Source organism: Halioglobus sp. Uisw_031 (genome assembly GCF_047729875.1).
Classification (GTDB): Bacteria; Pseudomonadota; Gammaproteobacteria; order Pseudomonadales; family Halieaceae; genus Marimicrobium.
In genome coordinates this window covers 3221558-3241718 of sequence record NZ_CP159826.1, presented here as the reverse complement: position 1 = coordinate 3241718, position 20161 = coordinate 3221558, and the positions used below count along the sequence as shown (strand labels likewise).

At 53.5% G+C, this 20161-nt stretch carries 19 protein-coding genes; 5 read left to right on the top strand and 14 right to left on the bottom strand.

Features of this window, described 5'->3' with window-relative positions:
• Positions 1-5 precede the first annotated feature (5 nt).
• From fis to ABXT62_RS14635, 7 genes are all read right to left on the bottom strand, one after another.
• Positions 6-326, bottom strand: a complete 321-nt coding sequence (gene fis, locus ABXT62_RS14665) for a DNA-binding transcriptional regulator Fis (protein ID WP_415356021.1) — start codon at positions 324-326, stop codon at positions 6-8.
• Positions 323-1309: a tRNA dihydrouridine synthase DusB gene (gene dusB / locus ABXT62_RS14660; protein WP_415358225.1), complete on the bottom strand. Its 987-nt coding sequence runs from the start codon at positions 1307-1309 to the stop codon at positions 323-325. Before dusB ends, fis begins: the two co-directional genes overlap by 4 nt.
• A gap of 108 nt (positions 1310-1417) precedes the next feature.
• A complete protein-coding gene (prmA, locus tag ABXT62_RS14655) occupies positions 1418-2323 on the bottom strand; it encodes a 50S ribosomal protein L11 methyltransferase (RefSeq protein WP_415356020.1) in 906 nt (301 codons plus the stop codon).
• An 84-nt stretch (positions 2324-2407) separates the two neighbouring features.
• The gene (gene accC / locus ABXT62_RS14650; protein WP_415358224.1) at positions 2408-3748 is read right to left on the bottom strand and encodes an acetyl-CoA carboxylase biotin carboxylase subunit; all 1341 of its coding nucleotides are present in this window, start codon (positions 3746-3748) and stop codon (positions 2408-2410) included.
• A 42-nt stretch (positions 3749-3790) separates the two neighbouring features.
• Complete coding sequence (gene accB, locus ABXT62_RS14645; RefSeq protein WP_415356019.1) at positions 3791-4273, bottom strand: acetyl-CoA carboxylase biotin carboxyl carrier protein; 483 nt, start codon at positions 4271-4273, stop codon at positions 3791-3793.
• Between the two features lie 22 nt (positions 4274-4295).
• Positions 4296-4739 (bottom strand): type II 3-dehydroquinate dehydratase, encoded by a 444-nt coding sequence (aroQ, locus tag ABXT62_RS14640; RefSeq protein ID WP_415356018.1) that lies wholly within the window; start codon positions 4737-4739, stop codon positions 4296-4298.
• Between the two features lie 216 nt (positions 4740-4955).
• Positions 4956-6725: a protein-disulfide reductase DsbD family protein gene (locus ABXT62_RS14635; RefSeq protein WP_415356017.1), complete on the bottom strand. Its 1770-nt coding sequence runs from the start codon at positions 6723-6725 to the stop codon at positions 4956-4958.
• A gap of 173 nt (positions 6726-6898) precedes the next feature.
• Here ABXT62_RS14635 and ABXT62_RS14630 point away from each other — a divergent pair, with 173 nt between their 5' ends.
• On the top strand, positions 6899-7378 hold the full coding sequence (locus ABXT62_RS14630; RefSeq protein WP_415356016.1) for a copper chaperone PCu(A)C: 480 nt from the start codon (positions 6899-6901) through the stop codon (positions 7376-7378).
• Between the two features lie 12 nt (positions 7379-7390).
• On the top strand, positions 7391-8428 hold the full coding sequence (locus tag ABXT62_RS14625) for a DUF2333 family protein (RefSeq protein ID WP_415356015.1): 1038 nt from the start codon (positions 7391-7393) through the stop codon (positions 8426-8428).
• A gap of 4 nt (positions 8429-8432) precedes the next feature.
• Here ABXT62_RS14625 and ABXT62_RS14620 read toward each other — a convergent pair whose 3' ends face one another.
• Both ABXT62_RS14620 and ABXT62_RS14615 read right to left on the bottom strand, forming a co-directional pair.
• Complete coding sequence (locus ABXT62_RS14620; RefSeq protein ID WP_415356014.1) at positions 8433-8777, bottom strand: pentapeptide repeat-containing protein; 345 nt, start codon at positions 8775-8777, stop codon at positions 8433-8435.
• 302 nt (positions 8778-9079) lie between these two features.
• Positions 9080-10078: an adenosine kinase gene (locus ABXT62_RS14615; protein ID WP_415356013.1), complete on the bottom strand. Its 999-nt coding sequence runs from the start codon at positions 10076-10078 to the stop codon at positions 9080-9082.
• A gap of 166 nt (positions 10079-10244) precedes the next feature.
• On the opposite strand from ABXT62_RS14615, the gene mrcB reads away from it, so the two are divergent.
• Together mrcB and ABXT62_RS14605 are read left to right on the top strand one after the other, a co-directional pair.
• Complete coding sequence (gene mrcB / locus ABXT62_RS14610; protein WP_415356012.1) at positions 10245-12518, top strand: penicillin-binding protein 1B; 2274 nt, start codon at positions 10245-10247, stop codon at positions 12516-12518.
• 2 nt (positions 12519-12520) lie between these two features.
• A complete protein-coding gene (locus ABXT62_RS14605; protein WP_415356011.1) occupies positions 12521-12946 on the top strand; it encodes a tetratricopeptide repeat protein in 426 nt (141 codons plus the stop codon).
• Between the two features lie 27 nt (positions 12947-12973).
• On the opposite strand, the gene ABXT62_RS14600 is transcribed toward ABXT62_RS14605, so the two are convergent.
• The gene (locus ABXT62_RS14600) at positions 12974-14512 is read right to left on the bottom strand and encodes an ATP-binding cassette domain-containing protein (protein WP_415356010.1); all 1539 of its coding nucleotides are present in this window, start codon (positions 14510-14512) and stop codon (positions 12974-12976) included.
• Between the two features lie 100 nt (positions 14513-14612).
• Between ABXT62_RS14600 and ABXT62_RS14595 the strand changes: the two genes are divergently transcribed.
• Entirely contained in the window at positions 14613-15233 is a 621-nt protein-coding gene (locus ABXT62_RS14595; RefSeq protein ID WP_415356009.1) for an NUDIX hydrolase, read from the top strand.
• Positions 15234-15285: 52 nt separating this feature from the next.
• Here ABXT62_RS14595 and ABXT62_RS14590 read toward each other — a convergent pair whose 3' ends face one another.
• The 4 genes from ABXT62_RS14590 to hemL all read right to left on the bottom strand — a co-directional run bounded on the left by ABXT62_RS14590 (position 15286) and on the right by hemL (position 20094).
• Positions 15286-16479, bottom strand: a complete 1194-nt coding sequence (locus ABXT62_RS14590; protein WP_415356008.1) for a diguanylate cyclase domain-containing protein — start codon at positions 16477-16479, stop codon at positions 15286-15288.
• Between the two features lie 153 nt (positions 16480-16632).
• Positions 16633-17487, bottom strand: coding sequence for a class I SAM-dependent methyltransferase (locus ABXT62_RS14585; RefSeq protein WP_415356007.1), 855 nt, complete (start codon positions 17485-17487; stop codon positions 16633-16635).
• 304 nt (positions 17488-17791) lie between these two features.
• Positions 17792-18799: a porphobilinogen synthase gene (gene hemB / locus ABXT62_RS14580; protein ID WP_415356006.1), complete on the bottom strand. Its 1008-nt coding sequence runs from the start codon at positions 18797-18799 to the stop codon at positions 17792-17794.
• A gap of 14 nt (positions 18800-18813) precedes the next feature.
• A complete protein-coding gene (hemL, locus tag ABXT62_RS14575; RefSeq protein ID WP_415356005.1) occupies positions 18814-20094 on the bottom strand; it encodes a glutamate-1-semialdehyde 2,1-aminomutase in 1281 nt (426 codons plus the stop codon).
• Positions 20095-20161 lie beyond the last annotated feature (67 nt).

Sequence of the window (20161 nt, the reverse complement as noted above, 5' to 3'; positions counted from 1 at the left end):
CTTCCTTAGTCTTTGTCGTTGATCAGGTTGTACTGCTTGAGTTTTTTGCGCAGTGTGCCTCGGTTCAGGCCCAGCATCAGCGAGGCCTTGGTCTGGTTGTTGCGGGTATACACCATGATTTCTGTCAGCAGCGGCGCTTCGACTTCCGCCAATACCATCTGATAAACGTCAGTAGAGAGTTGACCATCCAGTTCAGCCAGGTATTTACGTACCGATGCGGTCACTGAATCGCGCAGGTTACTGACCTCTATTGCCAACGGGTCATTGTCATTGGCGGCGCCCAATGTGCTTGCTACGGGAACGGGTAAATGTTCAGCCCTTGTCATGCTGCAATTTCCTTATTAAATGCGAATCCCGACAGCTGCTGTATGTAATATAGCTGCTCCTCGGGAGCTGTCAGTCGATTAAATTGTCTGTGTTGTTCGCGCATGTCGCGGTCGGCGTTCAAATACCAGCCCACGTGTTTGCGAGCGATACGCACGCCCATAAAGTCACCGTAAAACTGGTGCAGTTGTGTGACGTGGCGATGCAGAGTCGACAGTTGCTGGGTCGCCGAGGGGGGCGGGTGCATCACCCCTGTGTCGAGGTACGTTGCTATCTGACCGCAAAGCCATGGCCGACCTTGGGCAGCTCTGCCAATCATGACACCGGCCGCACCCGTGTGCGCAATGACCTTGGCCGCCATCTGCGGGGAGTTGATGTCGCCATTGGCAAACACCGGGATATTTATCGCTGCGACAATGGCAGCAATTGTGTCGTACTCTGCGTGCCCGGTGAAGGCACAGGCACGGGTTCGACCATGGACTGCCAAGGCTGCAATGCCGGCATCTTCGGCAATGTGAGCGATGGATACGCCATTTCTAGCGCCGGGCGCGGAGCCCGTGCGAATCTTGAGGGTAACGGGCACCTCTACGGCATCAATCACCGCGAGTAAAATAGATTTCACCCGTGCTTCATCGGCCAGTAGAGCCGACCCTGCCGCTTTACGGCACACTTTTTTGGCCGGGCAGCCCATATTGATATCAATGATCTGCGCGCCACGTTCGACGTTATAGCGAGCAGCTGCCGCCATCTGTAGGGGCTCGCTGCCGGCGATCTGTACTGAGCGGGGGGCGATCTCGTGGTCGTGTTGGCTGCGCCATTGGGTCTTGGGCGAGTGACGCAAACGGGGATTGGAGCTGATCATTTCCGACACAACCAGACCCGCACCGAACTGAGAACACAGACGTCGAAATGGCAAATCGGTAACGCCCGCCATGGGTGCTAGCGCGACGTTATTAGGCAGTCTGTATGATCCGATTTCTATCATGTAGTGGTGTTTGAAAGTGGGTGTCAAAAATGATTCGACATGATACTCGGTAGGTGTGACGCGGGAAAGAAATTATGCACAAAAAAGCAGCGATTTTAACGTTTTGATTTAACGGATCGACTCGTGAGCGGCGCGCTTTCCTTGCAGGCAGACCCAGCCGTCTTTTTCGCCGACGATACGCAATTGCAGTCTGTCTGCATAGTGTGTGCACAATGACTCGGCTTGGTTTTGCAATAGACCGGAGAGCAGAAGCGTGCCGGCGGGTTGAAGAAAATCCAGCAAGGTGTCGGATAAGTCGATGAGAGGTCCGGCAAGAATGTTGGCGACGACGACCTCGGCTCGCTGCTTCCAGGCTTTGTGGTCTACGTCGTTTGGAAATGCCACCGGCAGGTTTTCTGGGGCAATGCTATTGCGTGCTGCGTTATCTCGGCAGGCAGCCAGAGCCTGTGGATCGTTATCTACTCCCAGTGCCAGCGCGGCACCTAATTTCAGCGCGGCCACTGCAAGGATGCCAGACCCGCAGCCGTAATCCACCACGGTTTGTCCTGTCAGTGGCATGCTGTCCAGTTGCTCAAGACACATGGCAGTAGTGGGGTGAGTTCCTGTGCCAAAGGCTAGGCCGGGATCCAGTAGGAGGTTCACCGCGTTCGGATTAGGGGGTTCAAGCCAGCTAGGGCATACCCAAAGACGTTGTCCAAACTGTATAGGTCGATAGTGTTGCATCCACTCGCGTTCCCAGTCTTTGTCTTCCAGGATTTCTACCCGTGGGCCGGCCCCTTGCAGCAAGTTATCAGGGAGTGCCTGCAATATAGGGTCCATTTTTGTGTCCGCCGGATAGAGTGCGGTAAGGCGCGTCTGGTTCCATAGAGGGGTTTCCCCCACGCCGGGTTCCAGCAGTGGCTGATCGGCATTGTCTTCCAAGGTGACCGCGACAGCACCCGCCTCCAGGAGTAGGTCTTCCAGTTCAGCGACATCCGCGCGCGCGATGTCCAGCCGCAGTTGCAGCCACGTCAAAACGACACTCCGACGCGAGCGATAGCGGGGGGCTGAGTGAGCACTAGCATTGTGCGGCTAAGAAGAGGATAAAAATAAAATAATCTACTGTGCTAGCTTGCTTTCAAGGTAGTGAATGCTCACTCCCCCTGTCTTGAATGCTGCATCGCGCACTAAGTCTCTATGCAATGGTGTATTCGTGTGGATACCCTCTACCACCAGTTCGTCTAGTGCCACGCGCATTCTAGCCAGTGCAATGTCTCGGTTTTCACCGTAGGAAATTATCTTGGCAATCAGGGAGTCATAATAAGGCGGCACGGTGTAGCCATCGTAAAGGTGCGAGTCCACTCTCACGCCGGGGCCGCCGGGTGCATGAAACGTCGTTACCATACCCGGGCATGGCATGAAGGTCTTTGCGTCTTCTGCATTGATGCGACACTCAAAGGCGTGCCCACGAAATTGAACCTCGCTCTGCTTGAGTGATAGCGGCAGGCCGCTGGCGATGCGCAGTTGTTCCTGAACGATATCCACGCCGGTGATCATCTCCGTAACGGGGTGCTCAACCTGAACCCGCGTGTTCATTTCAATAAAGTAGAAGTCCCCCCCTTCATACAGAAATTCAAAGGTGCCGGCACCGCGGTAGCCGATATCAATGCAGGCTTTAATGCACGACTGGGCCACTGCATCGCGCGCGTCCTGCGGGATTGCGGGCGCGGGCGCTTCCTCCATTACTTTCTGGTGCCGACGCTGCAATGAGCAGTCCCGGTCACCCAAATGGATGGCGTTACCCTGGCCATCGGCCAGTACTTGAATCTCAACATGGCGCGGTGTTTGCAGAAATTTTTCTAGGTAGACGACATCAGAGCCGAATGCCGCCGCCGCCTCGGCTTGAGTGAGCTGTATTGAGCTGAGTAGCCCCTCTGCACTGTGCACAACACGCATCCCGCGACCGCCACCGCCGGCGGCAGCTTTGATAATAACCGGATAACCTATGCGCTGCGCAACCTCAAGACTGTGTGCAGTGTCCTCTGTCAGTGGCCCATCAGAGCCAGGCACGGTGGGAACTCCTGCCTGTTTCATCGCCTGAATGGCGGAAACTTTGTCTCCCATGAGTCTGATTGTGTCAGCCGTAGGGCCAATAAATATGAAACCACTTTTCTCTACTTGATCAGCAAAATCAGCATTTTCTGCCAGGAATCCGTATCCAGGGTGGATAGCGGTTGCTCGTGTGACCTCCGCAGCACTAATAATCGCGGGGACATTGAGGTAGCTCTCGGCAGACGATGCGGGCCCGATACAGACGGCTTCGTCTGCCAGCAGTACGTGCTTGAGCTCCCGGTCCGCCTTGGAATGCACGGCCACTGTCTGGATTTCCAGTTCCTTACAGGCTCGCAGGATGCGCAGCGCTATCTCACCACGGTTTGCGATGAGTACTTTTTCCAATATGGGCATGCTTTGTTCCTTTGCTTGTCGCTGGTCTAGCTGGACTTACACGATGCAGAACAGAGGCTGGTCGAACTCGACCGGTTCGCCGCTTTCAACCAGAATAGCCTCGACGGTACCCGCTTTGTCCGCCTCGATCTGGTTCATCATCTTCATTGCCTCGACAATGCAAACGATGTCGCCGACCTTGACTGTCTGACCCACTTCAACAAAAGACGCTGAGGTGGGTGAGGGTGAGCGGTAAAAGGTGCCTACCATCGGTGATGTGAGCATATGGCCGGCACTGATGGCAGCAGGTGCAGGTGCTGGTGGCGCAACGGGTGCCTGCTGGGCTGGTGCTGGAGCAGCATAAACTGGCGGAGCATACACTGGCGGAGCGTAAGCTGGAGCCGCTTGTGCTGCCATTGCCAGAGCTTTGGCGCCATTGCGGCTGATGCGCACTGACTCCTCGCCTTCTTTAATTTCGATCTCGTCAATGTTGGACTCTTCCAGCAATTCGATCAGTTTTTTGACTTTGCGAATGTCCATAGTGCAATCTCTTCGATAAAATTTAGGGTTGTTCCAGCTGTGTTAAAGCGGCTTGTAATCCGAGCTCATAGCCCTGAGCACCTAATCCGCAGATCACCCCTTGTGCGATATCGGAAAAGTAGGAATGCTGCCGAAACGTCTCCCTGGCGTGGGTGTTGGATAGATGGATCTCAATAAAGGGGATATCCACTGCTGCCAGTGCGTCCCGCAGTGCAACGCTAGTGTGGGTGAAGGCGGCAGGGTTGATTAGGATAAAGTCGACGCCCTCTTGACGTGCAGCCTGAACCCGCTCGACCAGTTCGTATTCGGCATTGCTTTGCATTGACAATAGCCGATGGCCGCGCGCGTGCGCGAGTTGCTCGAGGCGTAGATCGATGTCGGTCAGGGCGGTGGTCCCATAGATATCAGGTTCACGACCTCCCAATAGGTTCAGGTTGGGGCCGTGCAGTACTAGAATACTCGCCATTTGGATGGCTCTCTCCAGTGAGGGCTCGATTTGTTTAAAGTCTGGCGTAATTTATCGAAACTGTCTACGAGTTTTCCTGTTTATGCGACTTTTGTCTACTTTTAGCTGCCGAATTGAAGACGTTAGACGGTTTTTCTCTTTCAGTCCCTCGCACTGGAGCGGTATTTACTGTGCTAATGTTTATCTGTTTGAAGCAATAGAAATATCGCTATTATCTTAAAAAACGACGCTAATATCCGAGTTCTTCTTTGATACGGCTTGTAACGCGTCCAGTACGGTCTGTTCGGTCAATATTTGAGGCAGAATCAGTGGTGCTTCTGTTATATCAGCGGCATACATGAGGTACAAGGGAATGCCGTTACGTTTATATTTTTTCAGCAGGGCGGCGATGTCGGCGTTCCGGTTAGTCCAGTCGGCAACCATATAGATCACTCCGTAGTCAGCAAAGGCTTGCGCCATGTCGTCTGTGAGTAGGACAGCCGTCTCATTAGCAATGCAGGTGATGCACCAGTCGGCTGTAACGTCCACGAATACCGGATTCCCAGCATTACGCTGCGCAGCCACTGCCGGCTCTGACCAGGCGAGTTTTCCCTGCGAAAGTTGCGCTGCATCACTGCTGCGGACATCCAGGTCCCGCATTGAGCCCAGACTGACTGCGGCGGCCAGACAGGCCAGCGCCAGCACTTTGCGCCACCAACTGTGCTGCCACAGCCAAAGTCCAAGGGCCAGCATGAGTGCGCCACTGAGCGCCGCTGTCATGGTGTTTACCCCGGTTTGTCTGCCCGCCACCCACAACAACCAAATAGCGGTCGCGTAGAGTGGAAAAGCCAGTAACTGCTTGAGTGTATCCATCCAAGCTCCGGGTTTCGGCATCAGTGCACGTGCCGCTCCGCTGTAGCTGAAAAGTAGCAGAGGGGCCGCCATACCGGCGCCTAGAGCGGCAAAGACCAGTAAGCCTATCTGTGGCGGCTGACTAACGGCAAATCCCAGGGCTGTCCCCATAAACGGCGCGGTGCAGGGGCTGGCTACTATTACAGCGAGCACGCCGGTAAAGAAGCTGCCGCTGAGTCCGCCTCGATTCGCCAGCCCACTGCCGGTGTTCATGAGGTTGCTCCCCATTTCCACCATACCTGATAGGGACAGGCCCATAGCGATGAATAGGTATGCCAAAGCAATCACAAAGGCCGGTGATTGGAGTTGGAAACCCCAGCCGATTGCACTTCCAGCCTGCTGCAGCGCAAGCAGCAATGCCGCTACAAAAACGAAGCTACTAATCACTCCTGCGGTGTAGATCCAGCTGTGCAGGTGCCGGTCATGGTCTGTGCTGCGGGCGAAACTCAATACTTTTAGAGACAGTATAGGAAACACACAGGGCATTAGATTGAGAATGGCACCACCCGCAAAGGCCAGCAGCAGCATGTATAGCAGCCCGTCGCCGGTGGAGGATTCCTGCGTTGTGGTGACCAGTGTTGAGGCACCCACTGTTTGCGTCTCTTTGTTGGGCAACGTCACTGGCGTTACGGTGCCGGTGCTGAAGTCCAGGTCATAGTTCTGGTTGTAGGGTGGGTAGCACAGGCCGGCGTCTGCACACCCCTGTGAGGTCACCGACAAGGTGCCTCGTTCGATGACCTGCTGTACTTGTAAGTTGATATCGGCGTTGTGGTAGTAAACCTGTACTTCGCCGAAGTACTCGTCGTTGCGGCTCAGGGCCGCTGGCATGTCGGCGATAAGGTCGACAGCGCCTTGGTCGTTTTCCAGATTAAAGTCGAAGCGGTGCTGGTAAAGGTAGTAATTGGGGGCGATTTGCCAGTAAACACGTATATTTTGCGTATCGATTATCTCAACTTCCAGTTGATACGCTTGCTCAACCGGGAGGAATTCGGGTGCCATCTTCGCGCCCGATAGGCCCTGATTCGCGGCACCGAAGTCTTCTGCGTAACAAGCACCGCTGATGAGTATTAGAAAACTTGCGAGCAGGGCACGCATACCAACTCCTGGATAGAAACAGTGCCACCCGCGGCATTGTCTGTGTTTATCAGAAACGAATTGTACCAAGACTTTATAACGTTAGCCCAGAGTATGAGCATCAATCATATCAGCAGTGATACAATGCTTGGACGCTGGGACAGCGAGATAGTTTCAAATCTGGGGGTCTGAAGATGATTAAAATAGGAATAGCCGTATTGCTGGTCGGTATTATGTCGTTAGCGGTGGCGGAAGAACAGGCAGACCAAAATATCATGCTGGATATAGAGAATGCATGGGTCAGGGCTCTGCCCTCTGGACAGCCCAATACAGCAGCCTACCTTACGTTGGTCAACCGAGGCGAGGTAGTGGTGGTGGTTGAAAGTGCTAGTGCAGACGTGGCAGACAAGGTAGAAATACATACCACGCGCAGCGCTGACGGGCTTATGCGCATGGAGCAGTTACAGAGTCTAGAGGTGGCACCGGGAGAACGTTTGGCGCTGGCGCCCGGCGGCACCCACCTAATGCTGCTGGGGTTGGAGACAATGCCGGTGACGGGCGACACGGTGCAGCTATGCTTGCAGCTGTCCTCCCAGAGCGAGGTCTGTACTTCGGCTGACGTGCGCAAAAGTCGTGACGCGTCGGATTCGCAAAACAGTCAACACCACCACTAATCGAGTAATCTAATGAATACAGTCACTGAAAAATTGGCCGGATGGCGCGATAATTATCTTCCGCAAGAAGGGCTAGGCAAAACTATAGTCATTGTAATCTGTCTTTACTTGTTGGGGGCGGTCCTACTGGGTATGTATTGGAGTATTGAGCCCAAGCCTTTTGACGTGCGGGCTAAGGCGCAAGCGTTGGCGGCTGAAGACGGAGGTACTGTGGTCACCGGCTCGGTTACCACGGGCGCTCTGATCGGGGTGGTGCAGACGCTGCTAGATAAGCCCGGTGGCTATACCCACAATGACAAGTTTCCACCGGGGGTTTGGCTAGACAATATGCCGAACTGGGAGTACGGCGTGCTGATTCAGGTGCGCGATATGTCCCGTGCCCTGCGAGAGGTGTTCAGCCGCTCGCAATCGCAGTCAACAGAAGACGTAGATCTGGTGGAGATGGAGCCGCGCTTTAACTTTAATTCCGATAGCTGGATCCTGCCTTCTTCTGAGTCCGAGTATCGCGATGGACTGGAATATGCGCGTGAATATTTTGATCGTTTGTCTGAAAAAAGCGCGCCGGGCGCACAGTTTTATGCCCGCTCAGATAGCCTGCGCTATTACTTGTCCGCCGTCGATAGTCGGCTGGGCAGTCTTTCTCAGCGTCTTAGCGCCAGTGTGGGCAAGTCGAGATTGAATACCGATCTTGCGGGTGATGCCGAGGCCGCTCAGTCAACTGAGACTCCGGCAGAGCAAGAGGTGCGTACACCTTGGAGCGAGATTGACGATGTGTTCTACGAGGCTCGGGGGACAGCCTGGGCACTGATCCTTTTTCTAAAAGCGGTGGAGGTGGATTTCGCTGACGTACTGGCCAAAAAGAATGCTCAGGTGAGTTTGCAGCAAATCATTCGCGAACTCGAAGGCACACAGGGAACCGTGTGGAGCCCAATGATACTTAACGGAAGTGGGTTTGGGCCATTGGCGAATCACTCATTAGTGATGGCATCCTATCTCAGCCGTGCCAATGCAGCGATTGTAGACCTGCGTGACTTGCTGTCTCAAGGTTAACCACTCAGTCCATGGTGTAGCGCAGACGGGTTCCGGTGTCCAGCGACAGACGGATCTCCTGCGCGCTTAGCGCCGCTGGAAAGTAGGTCCCAGACAGCTTGGCATCGAGCAAACTGGCACCTTCTAAGTTAGTGTTTCGAAAGTCAATGCCGCTTATGTCGGCATTACGAAAGTAGGAATTGCTGAAGTCTAATCCCTGAGCCTCCATGTTACGTAAGTCGCGACCGCGATAGTCCCCGTTTTTCAATTCGCTGGTGTCTAATTGGTCGCGCTGTTCATTGAAACGCTTAATGTCTTCAGTCCGAAGTAGTTGGTATAACGGGTCTTTTTTTATAACGGGCTTGTCCATGGGGTTACCTTGTTGATGAATGCCTGCTCGCGCAAGCGATGGGCTATATTATTTTATCAGTCGATAGCTTAAGCCACCGCGAGGCGCAAGCCCAGCCCTATCACACTGAAACTGAGTGTGTAATGTGACGGCACAGACATTTGAAGGGTTTCTCGCGCAGCACGACCGGACTATCAACACTATGTCGATAGACAGTTAGCGCCCGTGGCGGATGGTATTCTGGGCTTTGTCGGGAGTTCTTTTCGCGCCCTGACGGACAAATAAATCGGCCTATTGTAATCAAAACAGACCGGACTCCAGTGTTAGCCAAAAAACTCGCTGCGCAGCGCCCGATAATCTTCTGCGGGCAGTCGAGGGCCATAGTTGGCGACAACCTTTCCCGCTGCCAAGCTGGCGAAGCGACCTGCTGTAGGAAAGTCCTCCCCTTTGGTTATCGCGTAGAGGAATGCACCTGCGAACATGTCGCCCGCACCGTTGGTGTCCACGGCATGCACTTTATGTGCGGGGATTTCGACCAGTGCGGTACCATCAAACGTTAGCGCCCCGTCACTTCCCCGTGTGATGACAAAGGTATCGGCAATCGCTTTTAGTCGCTCTACCGCAACATCCAGGCTATCGCTTTGGGCCCAGCCCAGGGCTTCGTCTTCATTACAGAAGACCAGGTTTAGGCGGTCGCCAATTATTTCAGTCATGCCATCACGGAAAAATTCCACCATACCGGGATCGGAAAAGCTCAGAGCGGTTTTCACGCCGGCTGCCTCGGCGATTTCTCTCGCCTTGATTGCTGCTGCGCGGCCAGTTGGAGATGTCACGAGATATCCTTCCAGATACACATATTCGGAGGCGGCAATTGCCCCGGCATCCAGCTGCTCGATCGACAGAGTTTCGCTGATGCCCAGGAAGGTGTTCATACTGCGTTCAGCATCGGGGGTTATCAATACCAAGCATTTACCGGTAGTGCCGGCGGTGCGCTCGCCTTTTAGGCAGTGGTCTACACCGGCAGCTTCCAGATCGGCAATGTAGATATCACCGTCGCTGTCATTGGCCACTTTGCAGGACATAAAAGTGGGTCCGCCGAATTGTGCGGTAGCAATCATCGAGTTACCGGCACTGCCACCGCTGGCGTGGTTGGCTTTAATGAGGTGGCCCTTAAGATGGTCGAGTAGCTCGCGTCGGCGATCTTCATCGACCAGCGTCATCAAACCTTTCTCAACATTCATCTGCGCTAGCTCGGCGTCCTGCACCTTGATCTCGGTATCTACCAGCGCTGCACCGATGCCGTATGCCACATATTTCTTCATTATTCGCTTCGCCTGTCAGGTTTAAAAGATCGTCCCATTATCCTGATTTGCCAGTCGAATAAAAGTGCTAGATCACAATACAGCTCATTAGCGTTAGCGCGTTGCCGATGAAAACAATAGCAAAGACAATCCGATTTCCCCAGTAGCTGGTGTAAACTCGAACCCTATGCTTCGCACCAGCCATCTATTGCTTAAACTTGCTCTTGTCTCCTTCGTCGTAGGGGGGCTATTTGTGATTTATCTCGACGCCCGTATCACGGCGACCTTTAATGACAAGATGTGGGATCTGCCGGCTAAGGTGTACGCCCGCCCGCTGGAATTGTTTGCCGGTGCTCCTCTGTCGCCGGACGATCTGTCTTACGAGTTGGACGTTTTGGGGTATCGCTCGGTGACGTCAGCACGCAATCGTGGGGAGGTGTCACGTTTCCGGAATCGCTTTGAAATCTATACGCGCGGCTTTGATTTTCCTGATGAGCGAGAACCGGGCCGGCGTGTACTGATTGAGTTCAGTGGCGACCGGGTTAAAAGTTTGTCAGCCAGTGGCGGGGGTATCGACCTTATGCGGCTGGAGCCAGTGAGAATCGGCGGGATTTATCCTCAGCATGGGGAAGACCGGGTTCTGGCACGCTTGGATGATGTTCCTCTGAGCCTGCGCCAGGGGCTGATGGCAGTAGAAGACCGCGACTTCAACCAGCACTGGGGTTTTTCAATTGTGGGCATCTCGCGGGCAGCGTTGAGTAACTTGCGTTCGGGTCAGGTGGTTGCTGGAGGGAGCACCATCACCCAGCAGCTGGTGAAAAATTATTACCTCACGTCCGAACGCACTATCGTGCGTAAGCTGACAGAACTTGTGATGGCGGTGCTCCTCGAACTGCATTACGACAAAGACCAGATACTGGAAAGCTATATCAACGAGGTGTACCTGGGTCAGGAAGGACGTCACTCTGTTCATGGCTTTGCACTCGCCTCGCAACATTATTTTGACAAGCCACTGGAACGGCTGGGGTTGCATGAGCAGGCCCTGATGATTGGAATGATTAAGGGTCCCTCTCTTTATAATCCACAGCGCAACCCCAAGAGAGCTCTGGAGCGACGGAATCTGGTGCTGGAACTCATGGCGGCTCAAGGCGTGATTTCACCGGAGCAGGCCACAGTGGCCCGCGCCATGCCACTGGGGCTGAATAAAAAACGTCGGATTCGAGATTCGTTTCCAGCTTTTCTGGACTTGGTGCGCCGGCAGCTGCGCCGTGATTATAGAGACGAAGATCTCACCACGCAGGGACTCAGTATCTTTACCAGCTTTGACCCACTGCTGCAGCGCAAGTTGGAAAGCAGCACAACGATGGTGATGGATCAACTTGATCCGCGCGACGAATTGCAAAGCGCCACGGTTGTTACTCGTTTTGACACGGGAGAAGTGGCCGCTCTTAGTGGGGGTCGTAAGCCACGTTTCGCTGGCTTTAACCGCGCACTGGACGTCCGACGGCCAGCGGGCTCCCTACTCAAGCCCGCGACTTACCTCGTAGCACTGGAACGTCCAAGCGAATACTCGTTGGCAACACGACTGTCAGATGCTCCTTTGACCGTTAAGCTCGGAGGAGCGAAGTCGTGGCAACCGAAGAACTTTGATCTTCAGCCCCATGGAGATGTGCTGCTCTATCAGGCTCTGGCAAAATCCTACAACCTCGCCAGCGCACGTTTGGGTATGGAGTTGGGCCTAGATTCTGTCATTGATATGCTGGCACGGCTCGGAGTTGAGCAAGGTGTTCCACGAGTACCTGCACTGTTATTGGGTGCGGGCGAATATTCGCCTATGGACATGGCGGCGATGTACCAATCGATAGCGGCTGGCGGGTTTCGCATGCCACTGCGTAGCATTCGGGATATCGTTGACGCTAATGGCACATCTCTGAAACGGTACGCGCTAGAATATGACCGCACTGCGAGCATCCAATCCGTACATTTGCTGCATTATGCGCTGCGGGCGGTGGTGCGTGAGGGAACCGGGCGCGGCGTTTATCGCTACTTGCCGGAGAACTTTGCGGTGGCTGGCAAGACCGGCACAACCAATGACGGTCGTGATTCCTGGTTTGCGGGTTTTTCTGGCGATCTACTTGCTGTCAGCTGGGTAGGACGCGATGACAATGGTGCTACCAAGCTGACCGGTGGCAGTGGTGCGTTAAAGGTGTGGGCTCATTTTATGGCTAGCGCCAGCAAACAGCCGCTGGCCTATCGTATGCCTGATGGCATTCAGCCCCAGTGGATTGATAACCGCAACGGTTACCTGACAGGTGACGGTTGTCCAAATTCTCGTATGCTGCCTTTCATCATAGGTTCTGAGCCGACTCAGCGTACTAATTGTTCGCCACGTCAATCCGGACCGAAGCCCGGGTCGGGCATTAAGAATTGGTTCGAGTCGTTGTTTGGAGGAGGTGGTTAGCCGTGTTTTTCCAATTAGTGTTTCGAATTGCAGCGCTGAGTTTTTTTGCGGTGGTGCCCGCTTGCTCAACGCTTCCGGAAAGTGGGTCTGTGCCAGTGAAAAAAGCGCCACAGCATACGGTGGTGACTCCTGATGCTCGGGTGCCGGACGTTCCGTTTCGCTCCGCTACACCCTCCGCTAGCACTGCCTGGACGCCGCTACTTGCGAAAGCGGATCAGGCCACCAATAGCGGCGATTATGAGCAGGCGATGGCACTGCTCGAGCGGGCGCAGCGGATAGATCCAGACAGTGCTGAAGTGTATTTGGGCATGGCTAAGACCCACAGTGCCAAGGGTGATGATATACAGGCAAGGGCTACTGCTGAACGTGGGCTGTTATACTGCAGCGGAAAGACCCAATGCGATGCCCTGCGCGGTTATACCCGTTGAAGGCGCTTGCTTCTGATGAGTGGAATTTTATCGGATTATTGTTTTCGAATTTATCGGAGCAGTATCGTCCGCAGGTAAGTGGCGACACACTAATTCAAAGCCATCATCGGATGGCTCAAAGCTTAGGTGTTGATTGATGCAGTCCGGTGTCTCTCCAGCCGAGTGACTGACAAAAATAATCTGTGTGTCGCTATTGCGCGCAATGTGATCAATGGCCCGCAGCATCAGTTTGCGATGATGGCCATCGAGTCCCAGAGTGGGTTCATCCAGTATCAGGATGATGGGAGATTTCACCATGGCTCGGGCGAGTAACACCATGCGTTGCAAACCGAAGGACAGCGCGTCAAAATTTTCGTGCAGGTAGTCGGCCATTCCTAATGCGCATAGCCACTGTTGGGCACCATTGCGTTGCGTGTCACCCCATTCGTCATACAGGCCAATAGTGTCGAAAAACCCCGACACCACCACTTCCACTACGCGCATACCGCGCGAAAAACTCAGTTGCAGTTGGGTGTCCAACTGACCAAATTTTTGTTTAATATCCCACACACTTTCACCGCTGCCTCTCTTCACACCAAACAGGGTGATATCTTGTCCGTATGCCTTGTGGTTATCCCCGGTGATAAGGCTTAACAGGGTAGTTTTGCCGCAACCATTGGGGCCTGAAATACAGCAGTGAGTGCCAAGATTCAGGGTCCAGTCGACATTGTGCAGTACGGTCAGATCACCGTAGTGTACCGCCACATTTCTAAGCACCAGCAGAGGCTTGCCAATGGGCAGTGCATAGGCGCGTGGGGCAGCTGGGGGCAGTGTTCCGAGGTTTGGTAGCGGTGGGTACATTCGCGCCTGTACGGCTGTGTTGGCAAAAATATTTTCTCTGTTGTCACACCCCAGTACTTCTCCATTATCGAGAACGAGGACATGGGTAATGCCTGTGGGCACATCCTCCATTTGCCTGCACAGCATCAACACAGTGATGTGTGATTGCAGTAGTTCATTGATGATTATTTGCATTTCCTCTTGGCTGGAGAGGTCTAGTCCGTCGAGCGGACTATCGAGGATAAGTAGGCCCGGTTGGCTCAAGATTGCCTTGACTAAAAGCGCCTTGCGCATCTCGCCGGTTGAAATAAAGCGCAGACCGCGATGCAGGAAATGTCCCATGTTCAGGCGCTCTACCCAGTACTGAAATTGTTCATGCGGTTCTTTCCCGTTGAGGATCAGTGATTGCACAGCAGTCCCTGGGTCGCTGGCGTCAGCTCGAAACTCTGAGTCATCCCTTTTTTTATCCCGCTCGCACAGGGCTTTAGCCTGTTCGAAACAGACGTAGGCAACACCGCTTTTTTCCAGCTCAGGTGAGCGCAACAGTTCACCCGAGAAATGTGTGGCCTGTCGGCTGATAATGTTGGCGATACTGGTCTTGCCGGCCCCATTGGGGCCAAGGCAGGCCCATTGCTGGCCCGGCGTTATGCGCCAGTGGACGTTACACAGCGCGGGCAGAGCGCGATAGACTAGACTGATGTTACGTAACTCCAGCAGGCCTTCTGTAGGCAATTTTTGGCCAACCATTATTTACCTCGCGCTATAAATTGTCGTGACCGCTTGTCATGCCGGCGCACGGCTGGCTTAATCCTATAGTCTTCATGCGCTATAAGGGAAAGAGTCTAAAGTGTCGGCATCATTGCTACAAATTATCGAAACACGTCTCGGCGATCACAATCCTAGAAGAAACCGGTTGCGTCGGTTAATGAAGCGCTCAGCGGTTGCCATGATACTTCAAATACGGGACAGCAAGCTGCATATTCTGATGATCAAAAGGGCGGAGCGGGAGGGTGATCCTTGGTCAGGGCATATGGCTTTTCCTGGCGGTCGCATGGATAAAACGGATATTAACGGTTATGCGGTGGCAACCCGTGAGACCGCGGAAGAGGTGGGTTTGACGCTGGGCCCTCAGGACGAGTGTATTGGGCGCCTGTCGGAGCTCAATGCCAAACCTCACCGGGGTGCGCTGGGTATGGCGGTCAGTCCATTTGTGTTTCGTTTGGATCGAGAGGTGATGTTTACGACGAATTACGAGGTGGCAGAAGTGATTTGGATTCCCTTAGAGTTTCTGGTTGATGCCGGTAATAGAGAAGAAATGACCTGGACTTACAGGGGCGCTGGAATATCTCTCCCTTGCTACCGCTACCAAGGTCGTTGTATCTGGGGCTTGTCACTGATGATGCTGGATGAATTGTTGGATCTTGTGGAGGGCAGGAATCCCAGACGTCTAGGTTGGCGCCGCAGGTAATGTCTGCCGAACGACTCGCTCTTTCGACTCGTTCCACTGACGCTTTGACGGGCTAGGGCGCGCTGGTGAATTCCTCACTCGCAAGCGCTACCGGTACACCTCGATTTTTCGCCAGGTACATGGCTCTGTCTGCTTTTTCTTCCAGTTCTTGTTTTTGACGTCCGTCAAGAGGGAAGGTCGCTACGCCAATACCAGCGCTGAACTTCAATGACTGCTGGCGAATGCTCAGTTTCTGCTCAATAGCCTGTGACAGCTTGTGGGCGAGGCGTGTAATTTCGTCCACTGACTTTACATCTTCGACCACGACGACGAATTCATCGCCACCTAGACGCGCTACCAGGTCGGTTTCACGAAGACTATTGCGGATGCGCAGGGCAGTGGCGACCAGAAGTTTGTCGCCCGTCCCGTGGCCGTAGGTATCGTTAACTTTCTTGAAGCCATTCAGGTCTATAAACAATAGGCTTACCATGCCGCCACGCTGGACCGCACGGTGTAGGGCGTTCTCTATGCGTTCGTTATAGACTCTGCGATTGGGCAACTGGGTCAACTGGTCGTGGGACGATAAGTGCTCCAGCTCTAAGTTAGTGTTCTGCAGGCTGAGTCTTAGTGCCTTGTTCATCTCCGCGTAAATAATGATCACGCTGACTACAGCAATAGCTAGCGCTGAGCAGGCCAATAGCGTGGCTAGGCTCCGACTCTCAGGCGCAATGATTTGTGTGTATGGGATACCATTACTCTCCGCTATAAATACGCCCGCCCAGATGATTACGACAAGTAATCCCCAGCATGCGCTGATGACAATGCTGCCAGCGATGGCAGCTATCGCCGGTGCCAGTATGAGAAGTGGATAAGTGGGGGATTGTGAGCCGCCAAAGATAAGGCATGCGATAGTAAAAGCGCTGGTATAAATCAAAAGCATAACGTTGAGCGCTTTGATTCGATTGCCGGTAAAGCGCAAAACCAACATGCTGATGACGACGCCGAATATAGTGCTAAAAAATAAGGCCTGTGCAACCATTTGGCCGCGAAAATCAAGCTTGATAAGCAGGGGAGTCAGAACACTGAAAAAGACCGATGATAATAACCAAAAACAGCTGATCATCACGAGTATACGCTGGCGATAATGCTCCTCGTTCAACTCGTCGTAAACAGAGCTTCTGGTACACAAGCGGAACAGCCAATCTGGAAGCTTGTTGAGCGTCGATAGGAATGAGCGTTTAGATTGTATTAGAGTTTTGTTGTTCATTTGCCGTATTTATACCGCATGCAGACAACGTTTGTCTCAAATAATGGCCTTACGGCTGGGCCAATCACTCTGAACTGTAATGGTTAGTGCTTATGTTTCAATCGTGGTGGAGAGCGCAGCCCGTCGAATGATAACCCCCGGGGAAGGAAACATTCAGGCGGAACGGCGAAACAATAACTCGTGACAACCGGTATTGGAATTTTCGATCAACTTCTCGAGCTTGAACCCATCCTTCTCATAGAAATCAGTTAACGCTGCTACCGAAGCAAACTCGTAGGGCAACCCGCCCAGCCAATCAATCATATCGTACACACGCGTCATACCACGTTCGCGTTTGTAGGCGGTCCAGCTTGCAAAATATTCAGAGAATTTGCCCTTCTTGATGGATTTGAACATTTTCTTGATTTCATGGGGCCCGTAAATGGACAGGAAATAAAACGGCTTCAGTATCTTTGGCAAGCTGCAGTAACGCTGCTTGCGCTTGAGCCACATCTGGCTGGTTTCGCCACGATCGTTGTAGATGGCGATGTAGAGTAGACCACCAGGTTTCAACAGGGGCTTGGTGTTCTCTAAGGCTTCCCACATAGCGCCTGTATGATGCAGGACGCCCCATGAATATACGATATCATATTGCCCCAGCTGGCTCAGGTAAGCTGTGTCCAATACCGACCCACCACCGATCGCCCATTCAGTATCCTCTGACGCAAAATGCGCCTTGGTAAATGATGTCGCCGCGACTGAGTCCGGGTCAAAATCAAATGATGTCACTCTTGCGCCCATCCGCCGAGCCGCAAGACTATGGAGCCCGCTACCACTACCAATATCCAGGAAATCGCGACCGTTAAGGTCATCCCCCAGAAACTGAGCCAGTCGCAACCTGGCTTCCTCAATCTGCTCTTCGTTGACGTTTTTGAGAAAGCGCTTCCAGTTGCGACCAAACCGAAAGCGCTGGCCTGCTCCAACTTCAGCTTCAAATGTACTGTCCGAAGGGGGCTGGAGCGGGGACATTAGCAGTACCTGAGGACGCAAATTCGCGCGTACAATACCATAATATACAGACTAATTGTTGTTTCTCAGGAAAGAGCGTGTATCAAGTATCAACTTGCGCAATGCCGAATCTTTCTTGCTGGCCTGCACAAGAGACTCGTTATTTTTTTACCTTACACAGAATCTACCATGTGATCAGTGTCGGCTTGAATGTCACTAAAAGAGCCTTGCCAAAGACAGTCGCATTGCGCATAGCCTGATGGACTTAGCAGCGTGAGAATAAAGCACAAGGACAAACGAAAGCGCACAATAGGGCTCTAGCAGGCTAGCTTAGTGCCTGAGCAGCTTCGAGCGCAAAGTAGGTGAGAATTCCATCACAGCCCGCACGTTTGAAGGCCACCAGAGATTCCAGTATTACCGCCTCACGAGGTAGCCAGCCGCGCTCGAAGGCGGCTACTTGCATGGCATATTCACCACTGACCTGATACGCAAACGTGGGCGCCTGCAGCTCGTCCTTCACTCGGCGTACGATGTCCAGATAGGGCATGCCCGGTTTTACCATGATCATGTCTGCACCCTCAAAGAGATCCAGCGCACATTCGTGTAATGCCTCGTTACTGTTGGCGGGGTCCATCTGGTAGCTGAACTTGTTTCCCCCTTTTATAGTGCTGCTTGAGCCGACGGCATCGCGAAAGGGGCCATAATACGCAGAAGCATACTTAGCGGAGTAAGCCATAATCAAAGTGTTGTGGAAACTGGCTCGTTCCAGATCTTGTCGGATGGCACCAATGCGGCCGTCCATCATGTCCGAGGGTGCTACCACATCAGCGCCTGCTGCAGCGTGGGACAGTGCCTGTTTCACCAGTACTTCGGTGGTGACATCATTTAACACGTATCCGCTGGCGTCGATGATGCCGTCCTGTCCATGGGTAGTGAAGGGATCCAGCGCCACATCAGTGATCACGCCCAGCTCCGGCAACGCATCTTTTAGCGCGCGCACCGCGCGTTGGACCAAGCCGTCGGGGTTAAACGCTTCCTCTGCCAGCAAGGTTTTTTGTTCGGCGGCGACGACAGGGAATAGCGCAATGGCGGGAATACCCATTTGCTGCACGATCTTGGCCTGTTTCACCAGCAAGTCGATACTCAGTCGCTCTATGCCCGGCATAGAAGCGATAGCCTCACGTTGATTACTACCGTCGACGACGAAAACCGGAAAAATCAGGTCTGCCGGGCTAAGCGTGTTTTCTCGTACCAGCCGACGTGAAAACTCATTGGCTCTTAGGCGGCGCATACGACTCTGAGGGAACATACCGCGCTGTGTGCTGAATACCATAGGATAATCCTCAGTTAAAGACTGGCAAAGGCAGCTCTGGCTATATCAATAGTTTGAGCAATGTCATCATCACTATGAGCACTGGACATAAAACCTGCCTCGTAGGGTGCAGGGGCAAGATACACACCTTGTTCCAGCATCTGATGGAAAAATCGATTGAACGCTGCACTGTCACAGGCCATGACTTGTTGGTAATTAGTGACGCTCGACACGCTGGTAAAGAAACCACCAAACATGGTGCCAGCGTGGTTGGTGGTATACGGAACACCCGCTGCAGCGGCCGCTTGACTGAGGCCCTCGCATAAGCGCGTCGTGCGCTCGAAAACAGGCTGGTAGAATCCCGGTTGGGAGATGATATCCAAGGTAGCCAGCCCAGCGGTCATTGCAATGGGGTTGCCTGACAGCGTTCCCGCCTGATACACCGGACCAAGCGGCGCAATCTGCTCCATGATTTCACGCTTGCCGCCAAAGGCACCCACGGGCATACCTCCACCGATAACCTTGCCCAGCGCAGTTATGTCGGCTTCGATACCATAGTAGCCTTGAGCGCCCTGCAAGCCAAAACGAAAGCCGGTCATGACTTCATCCAGTATGAGCACCGCTCCGCTGTCTGTGCAAACGGAGCGCAGTGCTTCCAGGAACCCCGGTGCGGGCGGTATACAGTTCATATTGCCGGTCACAGGTTCCACAATGGCACAGGCAATGCGCTCTCCGTGTTCGGCGAATGCTTGGCGCAAGCCGTCGATATCGTTATAGGTCAGGGTAAGAGTGAGATCAGCCAGCACGGCGGGAACGCCGGGAGAACTGGGTACGCCTAAGGTGAGTGCGCCAGAGCCTGCCTTCACCAGCAGAGAGTCAGAGTGTCCGTGATAGCAACCCTCAAATTTGACGATGGTGTCCCGGCCGGTAAAGCCACGCGCGAGACGAATGGCGCTCATGGTGGCTTCGGTGCCTGAATTCACCATGCGGACCATGTCCATCCCAGGCATTATGTTGCAAATTCTTTCTGCCAGCTCTATTTCCAGCTCTGTGGGAGTGCCAAAACTAAGCCCTTTTTCACATTGCCGTATAACCGCTTCACGCACTGCGGGGTGATTGTGCCCCATCAGCATGGGACCCCAGGATAAAACATAATCGATATAGCGTTTACCCTCACAGTCAAAAATGTATGGCCCCTCACTGCGATCAACAAACACCGGGGTGCCGCCAACGGCCTTGAAGGCTCGTACGGGCGAGTTAACCCCGCCTGGGATATATTTTTGTGCACGTTTAAATAATTGTTTCGAAGTGTTCATGGTTGTCCTATTCGTGGAAAAATCCGCTCACGCGGAGTGCTGGCTGGGTCGAAATTATCAATGCTGT